This window comes from Eggerthella sp. 1_3_56FAA (assembly GCF_000185625.1).
Taxonomy (GTDB): domain Bacteria; phylum Actinomycetota; class Coriobacteriia; order Coriobacteriales; family Eggerthellaceae; genus Eggerthella; species Eggerthella lenta.
In genome coordinates this window covers 737307-746129 of sequence record NZ_GL622579.1, presented here as the reverse complement: position 1 = coordinate 746129, position 8823 = coordinate 737307, and the positions used below count along the sequence as shown (strand labels likewise).

The window sequence follows — 8823 nt, the reverse complement described above, 5'->3', positions numbered from 1 at the left end:
GGCGCGCGCAGGGCGCGGGCGGCGGCTTGTGGGCCAGCCGTGCGGCCGTCGTGGGCGGGTGCGCCTCCACGTCGAACGTGCTGGCGGGCAAGCTGTTCGACATCCCCGTGTCGGGCACGCACGCGCACTCGTGGGTCATGTCGTTTCCCGACGAGCTCACGGCGTTCCGCGCGTACGCCGAGGCGTTCCCGAAGAACTGCGTGCTGCTCGTGGACACCTACGACGTGGAGCAGGGCATCAAGAACGCCATCACGGTGGGACTGGAGATGCGCGAGCGCGGCGAGCGCCTGAGCGGCATCCGCATCGACTCGGGCGACTTGTCGTGGCTCGCGCGCATGGCGCGCGCCATGCTGGACGAGGCGGGCCTGACCGACTGCGGCATCGTGCTGTCGAACGATCTGGACGAGTTCACCATCCAGTCCATCCGCGACGAGGGGGCCCAGGTGACCTCGTGGGGCGTGGGCACGAAGCTGGCCTGCGCCTACGACCAGCCCACGCTGGGAGGCGTGTACAAGCTGTCGGCCACGCGCGCCTCGGGGGAGAGCGAGTGGACCGACCGCCTGAAGATCTCCGAGTCGGCCGCCAAGCTGACCACGCCCGGCGTGCTGGACGTGCGCCGCTACTTCTACTGCGGCAGCGGGCGCTTGGCCGGCGATATGGTGTTCGACGTGAACGCGCCCGGCGACAAGCTGCGCGAGGTCATCGTCGACCCGTCCGACGACCTGCGGCAGAAGAACCTCTCGGGGCTGTGCTCCGAGACGCTGCTCAAGCCGCTCGCGCGCGACGGCCGCACGGTGCTCGACGCGTCCGAACGCGACGCATGGGCGGCTCGCGAGCGTGCCCAGGCGGGCCTCGCCACGCTCGACGAGAGCCAGAAGCGCATGCTGAACGCCCACACCTATCCGGTAGGCCTCGAATATGGTCTTTTTGAGCGCCGTCGCGATCTGGTTGTGAAGCTGCGGGGCATCGCGTAGTGTACGAGGGTACGTCATCGACTGGTTCGGGCGCCTGTGCCCCATGTCAAGGAAGGATGTCATGATCAAGATACTCACCGATTCGGTCGCCTCCATTCCCGCCGACGTGGCGCGCGAAGCCGGCATCGACGTGGTCACCCTGTTCGTGAACCGCGAGGGATGCGAATACGCGGACTCTGAGATGGATTTGGACGCGTTCTACGCCGACATCTACGACATGGTGGACAACATCCCCACGTCCAGCCAGCCGTCCCAGCACACGCTGGAAGCCGTGTTCGAGGAGGCGGCGCGCGCGGGCGACGAGGTGCTGGGCATCTTCATCTCGTCGGAGCTGTCGGGGACCTACGAGGGCGCCGTGCGCGCAGCGCGCGCCGTGAAGGCGCGCAACATCGACTTCACCTACGTCATCGTGGACTCCACGTCGTGCGGCTACGACGAAGCGTGGCCGGTGTTCGACGCGGTGGCCGCGCGCGACGCGGGCGAGGACCTGGCGGGATGCGCAGCGGCGGCGCTGCGCGGCATCGAGTCCACCCGCTTCCTGTTCACGCCCGAAACGCTCACGTTCCTGCAACGGGGCGGGCGCATCGGCAACGCGGCGGCGCTGCTGGGCAACCTCATCCAGCTTTCGCCCGTGCTCACGGTGAGCGACGGCAAGGCCGACACGTTCGCGAAGGTGCGCACGCGCAAGAAGGCGCTCGACCGGATCGTGACCGAGTTCAAGAAGGATGTCGAGCAGCACGGCCTGAAGCACGTCGTGGTGCACTACATCGGCGACAAGGCGCCGGCCGTCGCATGGGCGCGCGAGGTCGTCGAGCCGCTCATCGGGCGCACGGTGAGCGTGTTGCCGGTGAGCCCCGTCATCGGCCTGCACGTGGGACCGGCCGTGGGGCTTGCCTATGAGTGCGCAAGCGCCCTGGCCGGCAAGATCAGCGGCCCGGTGCAGGCGCGCGCCTGCGCTTCGTAGAGTCGCGCGATCGTCCGATACCGTATGCAAACCGCTCAGAAAGCGAGAAACGCTCATGCAGCATAAGTGCAACCTCATCATCGATTCGTGCTGCGACCTGCCGTTCGAGGTCGTCGACCGGGAAGGCGTCGAGCTTATCAGGTTCCCCTACATCATGAGCGACGGCGAGCATGCCGACGATCTGTACCAGACCTCGTCGGCGCACGATTTCTACCAGGCGATGCGCAACGGCGAGGAGCCTACCACCGCGCAGGTGCCCGTGCCCGTGTTCCGCGACGCGTTCGAGCGCGCCATCGCAAGCGGGGTGCCCACCGTGTACTTGAGCTTCTCCAGCGGGCTGTCCGGCAGCTTCGATGCAGCGGCGCTCGTGCACGACCAGCTGATGGCCGAGCATCCGGACGCCGAGCTGTACATCGTGGACACGTGCTTGGCCTCGGTGGCCGAGGCGCTGCTGGTGTACGAGGCGCTGCGTCAGCGCGACAACGGCATGACGGCGCAGGAGCTTGCGCGCTGGGCCGAGGAGGCGCGCTACTTCGTGGACGCCGAGTTCATGGTGGACGACCTGGAGGCCCTGCGCCGCGGCGGCCGCATCCCCAGCTCGGTGGCGTACGCGGGCTCGAAGCTGGACGTGAAGCCGCTGCTCACCATCACCGTCGACGGCAAGCTGTCGCTGGCGGGCGTGGCGCGCGGGCGCAAGAAGGGCATCAAGCAGCTGGCCGAGTACTACAACAAGCGCAAGGCCGACTCGCGGCCGGGTCGCTGCGTGGTCATCGGCAACGCCGACTGCCCGAAGGACGCCGCTCGCCTGCAGGAGGCGCTGGGCAAGGGCGACGACAGCATCCTGTTTCTGGAGAGCAGCATCGGGCCGGTCATCGGCAGTCACGTGGGGCCGGACATGATCGCGGTGGTGTTCTGGGGCAACGACAAGCGCGAGGAGCTGTCGGTGGCCGACCGCATCGCGAAGAAGGTCAAGGGCGGCGAGTAGCCCGCGCGCGAGCGGCTCGCGACACATGGAATTCGAACGCATCGGGAAAGGTGCTTAGATGGAACTTTCGTTCGTATACTCCGGCAACGAGACGGTGGGCGCTATGGTGGTGTCCCGCCTGGAGGCGGCCGGCTGCACGCGCACCGACGACGTCGCGCATGCCGAGGCCATCATCACGTACTGCACGTCGCAGACGGCGCTGGAAGACGCGTACTTCGACGAGCAGGGGCTCGTGCAGGCGGCGGGGAAGGGCGCGCTGCTCATCGACCTGTCGGCGTCGACTCCCAGCTTCGCGCGCGAGCTGAACGCCGTGGCCGTGGTGAGCGACCTCATGTCGGTGGAGGCGCCGCTCGTGGTGGTGGACGTGGCCCGCGCCGACGCGTTCGGCGACCGCGACAACCTGGTGTGCTTCGTCGGGGGCGACGAGGAGGCCGTGGCGGAGGCGCGTCCCGTGCTGGAAGCGATCGCCGGCACGGTGCAGGAAACGGGCGGGGCGGGCTCTGCGCAGCTCGCGCGCGCCGCGTACACGCTGCAGACGACGGCGCAGGTGATCTCGGCCGTGGAGGCCGACGCGCTGTACCGCGCCGTGCGTCGCTCGTCGGCCTCGCTCGACCAGGCGACGGAGCGCGTGGGTGCGGCGACGCCCGTGGCCGAGCAGGTGCTGGCCGCGGTGAACACGGGGCGTTTCGACGGCATGTACACGGTTGAGATGTTCATGGCCGAGCTGTCCGCCGCGCTGACGGCGGCCGACGACGTGGACCTCATCCTACCGCAGGCCGAGGCGTGCCTGCACCTGCTGGAGCTGCTCGCCGTCATCGGCGGCTCCGACAAGGCGCCTGCAGCGCTGGCGCTGGTGTACGGCGAGGAGAAGACGTGCGCCGAGCAGGGCCTCGACTGGACGCGCGCCGAGCAGGCCTACGGCGACGTCGCCGAGGGCTTTGACGACCTGGACGACGACGGCCACGACCACGGGCACGACCACGGTTCCTTCGGCGATTATCCCGGCTACGGCGCGTATTCGGCCAATTAGGGTTCCGTCGGCCTACGGCCGACGGACCTTGCCGACGCTGCGGGCGGCTGTGGCACCCGATCTCGCCGCGAAGCCGAGGACTCGCGTACCGAAATATCCCCTGCGGGGACTTCTTGCAGGATGCGCTTCGTCCTCGCCTTCCTCACGATCTCGGACACCACAGCCGCCCTCTCTGACATTATTGGACCGGTGAGTCTATGAATCTGACATTATCAACATGCGACCTCTGCCCCCGCTCGTGCGGGGTCGATCGGGCGGCGGGGGAGCGCGGGGCGTGCGGGGCCGACGGGCGCCTCGTGGTGGCGCGTGCGGCGCTGCATTTCTGGGAGGAGCCTCCCATCAGCGGGTCGCGCGGCAGCGGCACGGTGTTCTTCGCGCACTGCCCGCTGCGCTGCGTCTACTGTCAGAACGCAGTGATCGCCGCGGGCGAGGCGGGCGCGGAGGTGAGCGTCGAGCGCCTGGGCGAGATGTGCCTGGAGCTGCAGGAGCAGGGCGCGCTCAACGTCAACTTCGTCACGCCGACGCATTACGCTCCCGAGGCGCGCGCGGCCGTCGCCTGGGCGCGCGAGCGAGGGCTGGCGCTTCCCGTCGTATGGAACACGTCCGGGTACGAGACGGTCGCCGCCGTGCGGGCGAACGAGGGCACGGTCGACGCGTACCTCGCGGATTTCAAATACGCCGACGCCGAGCTGGCGCGGCGCTATTCGCATGCGCCTGATTACCCCGAGGTCGCCCTGGCGGCGCTCGAGGCCATGGTGGAGGAGGCGGGCAGGCCGACGTTCGACGAGGTGGACGGCGAGCCGCGTCTGACTGGCGGCGTCGTGGTGCGCCACCTCATGCTGCCGGGCGCGCTCGAGGACTCGAAGCGGGTCGTGCGCCTCGTGCACGAGCGCTTCGGCGACGCGGTGCTGCTGTCGCTGATGAACCAGTACACGCCCGTGCTGGCGGACGCCGCGAAGGCGGGCGACACGCGAGCCGCGGCGACGCTCGACCGCTGCCCCGAGCTTGCCGAGCGCGTCTCCGACGACGAGTACGAGCTTCTGCTCGACTACGCCGACGAGCTGGGCGTCGAGGACTACTTCTGGCAGCAGGGCGGAGCCGCCGAGGACAGCTTCATCCCCGCGTTCGACCTGTCCGGCGTGCGGGAGCCCGATCGCGCGTAAGGCGGGCTCTACCCTCCCTCCCTCCCCTCCCCTCCCCTCCCCTCCCCTCCCCTCCCCTCCCCTCCCCTCCCCTCCCCTCCCCTCGGGCCGTCCTTGGGGCGCATTCCTCCGCTCCGAATGGCGAAAAGAGGTTGAATTCGGAAGTATCGAAGAGGGTTGCGCGTGCGGAGGCGAGCTTGCTTTGGCATCGCCGCAGGTCGTGGAAGCGGCTGGATTCCAACGAGGCGCACCGGGCGGGTTCGATGAGCCTCGTCCTTCCGAATTCGATGCTTTTTCGCCATTCGGAGCGCGGGGGGATGCATGGGCTGACGTTGCCGGGACGCCGCCCCTGCCGTATCTTGCCTGGTCTTGTCTGCTTTGCGCAGCAGAGCGATGGTTGGAACAAATGTTTCACGTGAAACAATCTGGCGAAGACCTGCGGCTGGAAACGGCATTTCGAAAGACCCGCCTTCGGGTATGCGGGGGCGGTTGATGGATTCATCGCGGTTGTTCCGACGGGGAAACGGGTCGGCGCCGCGTTGGCATCTTGACCGTCGACGCGAATTCGGGGTTCGCGCGCGAGGACGGCCTGCCTGCGGTTAGCCGTTGGCGGAAAGAGGGGGCGGCCGCTTCGCCGACGCGCTTCCGAAGTCCCCATCCCGAAGGGCTTCGGATCCGCATCGAATCGCGCGGTGACGTGGAGGGCTGCCGCTTCGCAGGGACGCGCGGACGTTAGCGCGGGGAGATTTCCTTTCCGGGGAGGTCTTCCTGCATCTCGGTGATGTTCTTCCAGAAGCGCTTGGGCATGAATTGGCGGCGCAGCTCGGGGTTGTAGCGGGCCTCGACGGCCACGGTGTCGTAGAAGCGCTTCCAGGCCTGCTGCATGAGGCGTTCCTCGGACGCGCGGTCGGGCAGGTCGACGTTCTCCGTTTGGACGAGGTACCAGTCGCGTCCTTCGTAGACGCCGGCGATGTTGTGCGCCTCGTCGAAGATGATGAAGGGCTGCGTGTTGAAGCGCCCGCTGAACCAGTCCATGAGCAGCGGGATGACCGAGGCTGCGGGGTTGCAGCGCGCGAACCACACGCCGTTCTCCAGATGCTCGAAGCGGAGGAACTGCAGCATACGATGCCGCTCGTTCATGACGGAGCGGGCGAGGCGGTGGAGCGGCTCGACGGCAGGGTGGGCGAGGTCGCCCAGCACGCTGCGGCGGGCCTTGCCCGTGCAGGCGAACTTCCCGCACGCGCCGCCGCATGATCCGCGGCGCTTGCAGCCGGAGCAATCGTGCGGCCTGCTCTGCGCCATGGCGTAGCGGATGAAGCGGTACACGATGGTGCCGGCGTCCGGGTGGTCGCTGAGCGAGGCGTGCTTGACGGCATCGTAGGCGGCGTCTCCGCACGCCCTCCTGATGCCGCGCCGAACGCGCACGGCATGCTCCTCGTTCGTCTCGATGACGCGCACGGTTTGGCCGAGCCGCGGCTGCAGGACGTCGGCGCGGGCGACGTCCTGCGGGTCCTCGCGGCGCGCGTACGCCTCGAACACGGCGGACAGCAGACCCTCGAGCGAGCCGTCGTGGCAGTAGGCGACCTCGGCCAGGGGTTCTTCGGGGAAGAGGGGCGGGTTCTCGGCGGGCTTTCGGCTCATGCGCACACGGCTTCCGGCGTTTCGAGGGCTCGCTGCCATCCGTACGTCCCGTCGGCGCTCGCGGCGCGGCCGGACGACGACGCCTCGTTCGAGGAGCGCTCCGCATCGCTGCAGCACGCCGCTGCGGCCGCATCGCCGCTTTCCAGAGCACGCGCGCCCGACCCGCCTGCGATGCGGGCCTTCTCGGGAGTCTCGACGCTCTCGAACAGGCTCATCTGACCCGGAGTGGTCTTGTCGGCGCGGCGGCCGTTGTTGCCGCCCTTGATGGGCGCGGCCAGCTGCGCGCGCAGCCCCTCGCGGGAGAAGTCGACGCCCTGGCCTGCGTAGCCGCCGCTGCACGTGATGAAGAAGCGGGCGCGCTTGTAGGCGATGCCCAGCTTGCGCAGCTCCGGCTCGCGCAAGCAGGCGGTGCGCCGTGCGCGCACGATGAGGTTCGCGCCGCGCACGCCGATGCCGGGCACGCGCAGCAGCGCCTCGAGCGGGGCCGTGTTCACCTCCACCGGGAAGAAGTCGAGGTGGTTGATGGCCCAGTTCGCCTTCGGGTCGAGGTCGGGGTCGAGGAACGGGTTGTCCTCGTCGATGATCTCGGCCACGTCGAAGCGGTAGAAGCGCAGCAGCCAGTCGGCCTGGTAGAGCCGGTGCTCGCGGTTGAGCTGGATGGCGTCGGTGCCGGGCAGGCGCTTGTCGTCGTTCACGGGGGTGTAGGCGCTGAAGAACACGCGCTTGAGCGACAGCGTGCGGTACAGCGCCGCCGACAGGTTGAGGATCTGGAAGTCGCTCTCGGGCGAGGCCCCCACGATCATCTGCGTGGACTGGCCGGCGGGCACGAAGGCCCGCTCCTTCTTCTTGGGTCGGACCTGTTTCATGTAGGTGGTCTGCTTGCGCACGAGCGCGCGCGTGTCCTTGTCGACGGCGATGTTGTCGCGGATCTGGCGCATGGGCGCGATGATGCGCTGCTTGTCCTTCTCGGGCGCGAGCAGCTGCAGGCTCTTCTGGGAGGGCAGCTCCATGTTCACGCTCATGCGGTCGGCTAGGTGCCCCAGCTGCTGCACGAGCTCGGGCGAGGTGCCGGGCACCGCCTTCGCGTGGATGTAGCCGCGGAAGCCGTGCTCCTCGCGCAGGATGGAGAGCGTCTGGATCATGAGCTCGGTGGTGTAGTCGGGGTTGCGGATGACGCCTGAGCTGAGGAACAGCCCCTCGATGTAGTTGCGGCGGTAGAACGCGATGGTGAGGTCGGCCAGCTCGCGCGGCTTGAACGCGGCGCGCGGCACCTCGTTCGACACGCGGTTCACGCAGTAGGCGCAGTCGTACACGCAGACGTTCGTCATGAGCACCTTGAGCAGCGTGATGCAGCGCCCGTCGGCCGCGAAGCTGTGGCAGCAGCCGGCGGCCAGCGTGTTGCCTAGCTTGCCCTTCTGCGCGTCGCGGTCGATGCCCGACGACGTGCAGGCAACGTCGTACTTAGCAGCGTCGGCGAGAATCTCGAGCTTGGCAACCAGATCCATTCGTCCATCCGTTCGTCAGATCAAATGTTCGCGGGAATGTTTGTTCGTATATAGTACGCAAACGAGTGTTCGAAGTCAAGGGTAGGGAAGAGGAGTCGAACCCGGATTCTTCCGCTCCTTGCGGCATGCGGCGGCTGGGCTGGTTTTTCGGAGCTGCTGGAGCGGCGTCTCGCATGAAGCGTGCGGATCGGCTTTAGTTGTCCGAGGGCGCTTCATGCTTTCCGACGAACCTGCACGCCGTGCGTTCTCGCGTTTCCCCTTGTCTCTCGACGGCCCGGAGGATTCGCTTCGCGACGAGCAAGGGTATACTGATGCTTGCATGATATGGAAACGAGAGCGAAGGAGCGGGCGATGGTGGCGGTGCTGTGCGTGGGTTTGGGCGGCTTCATCGGATCGGTAGGGCGCTATCTGCTGGGCCTCGTGCCGGTCGAGGGCGACTTCCCGCTCATGACGTTCACCGTCAACTTCGCGGGCGCCGTGCTCATCGGGGCGGTGTTCGAGGCCGCCACGGAGGGCTCCAGCTTGCCCGACAACGCGGTGTTGTTCCTCAAGACCGGCGTGTGCGGCGGCTTCACCACGTTT

8 protein-coding genes are annotated in these 8823 nt (G+C 68.0%); 6 read left to right on the top strand and 2 right to left on the bottom strand.

All coding sequences use genetic code 11. The features are described from left to right. The 5 genes from HMPREF1023_RS03250 to HMPREF1023_RS03230 form a co-directional block, all read left to right on the top strand. Positions 1-974, top strand: a 974-nt coding sequence (locus tag HMPREF1023_RS03250; RefSeq protein ID WP_035578336.1) for a hypothetical protein, incomplete at its 5' end; no start/stop codon positions are given. A 61-nt stretch (positions 975-1035) separates the two neighbouring features. After that, positions 1036-1938, top strand: coding sequence for a DegV family protein (locus tag HMPREF1023_RS03245; RefSeq protein ID WP_009304717.1), 903 nt, complete (start codon positions 1036-1038; stop codon positions 1936-1938). 55 nt (positions 1939-1993) lie between these two features. Then, the gene (locus HMPREF1023_RS03240) at positions 1994-2923 is read left to right on the top strand and encodes a DegV family protein (protein WP_009304716.1); all 930 of its coding nucleotides are present in this window, start codon (positions 1994-1996) and stop codon (positions 2921-2923) included. Positions 2924-2981: 58 nt separating this feature from the next. Continuing rightward, the gene (locus tag HMPREF1023_RS03235; RefSeq protein ID WP_009304715.1) at positions 2982-3953 is read left to right on the top strand and encodes an NAD(P)-binding domain-containing protein; all 972 of its coding nucleotides are present in this window, start codon (positions 2982-2984) and stop codon (positions 3951-3953) included. A 197-nt stretch (positions 3954-4150) separates the two neighbouring features. Continuing rightward, positions 4151-5116 (top strand): radical SAM protein, encoded by a 966-nt coding sequence (locus tag HMPREF1023_RS03230; protein ID WP_009304714.1) that lies wholly within the window; start codon positions 4151-4153, stop codon positions 5114-5116. A gap of 711 nt (positions 5117-5827) precedes the next feature. On the opposite strand, the gene HMPREF1023_RS03225 is transcribed toward HMPREF1023_RS03230, so the two are convergent. Then, positions 5828-6736, bottom strand: a complete 909-nt coding sequence (locus tag HMPREF1023_RS03225; RefSeq protein ID WP_009304713.1) for a TIGR03915 family putative DNA repair protein — start codon at positions 6734-6736, stop codon at positions 5828-5830. Then, a complete protein-coding gene (locus HMPREF1023_RS03220) occupies positions 6733-8241 on the bottom strand; it encodes a putative DNA modification/repair radical SAM protein (RefSeq protein WP_009304712.1) in 1509 nt (502 codons plus the stop codon). Before HMPREF1023_RS03220 ends, HMPREF1023_RS03225 begins: the two co-directional genes overlap by 4 nt. 351 nt (positions 8242-8592) lie before the next feature. Between HMPREF1023_RS03220 and HMPREF1023_RS03215 the strand changes: the two genes are divergently transcribed. Continuing rightward, positions 8593-8823: CrcB family protein (locus HMPREF1023_RS03215; protein WP_009304711.1), on the top strand; the 231-nt coding region annotated here is incomplete at its 3' end.

Bases quoted from the DNA above. Each gene is read 5' to 3' on its own strand.
- HMPREF1023_RS03240 (WP_009304716.1), top strand. From the start codon at position 1,994: ATGCAGCATAAGTGCAACCTCATCATCGATTCGTGCTGCGACCTGCCG.
- HMPREF1023_RS03220 (WP_009304712.1), bottom strand. From the start codon at position 8,241: ATGGATCTGGTTGCCAAGCTCGAGATTCTCGCCGACGCTGCTAAGTAC.
- HMPREF1023_RS03230 (WP_009304714.1), top strand. From the start codon at position 4,151: ATGAATCTGACATTATCAACATGCGACCTCTGCCCCCGCTCGTGCGGG.
- HMPREF1023_RS03235 (WP_009304715.1), top strand. From the start codon at position 2,982: ATGGAACTTTCGTTCGTATACTCCGGCAACGAGACGGTGGGCGCTATG.
- HMPREF1023_RS03245 (WP_009304717.1), top strand. From the start codon at position 1,036: ATGATCAAGATACTCACCGATTCGGTCGCCTCCATTCCCGCCGACGTG.
- HMPREF1023_RS03225 (WP_009304713.1), bottom strand. From the start codon at position 6,736: ATGAGCCGAAAGCCCGCCGAGAACCCGCCCCTCTTCCCCGAAGAACCC.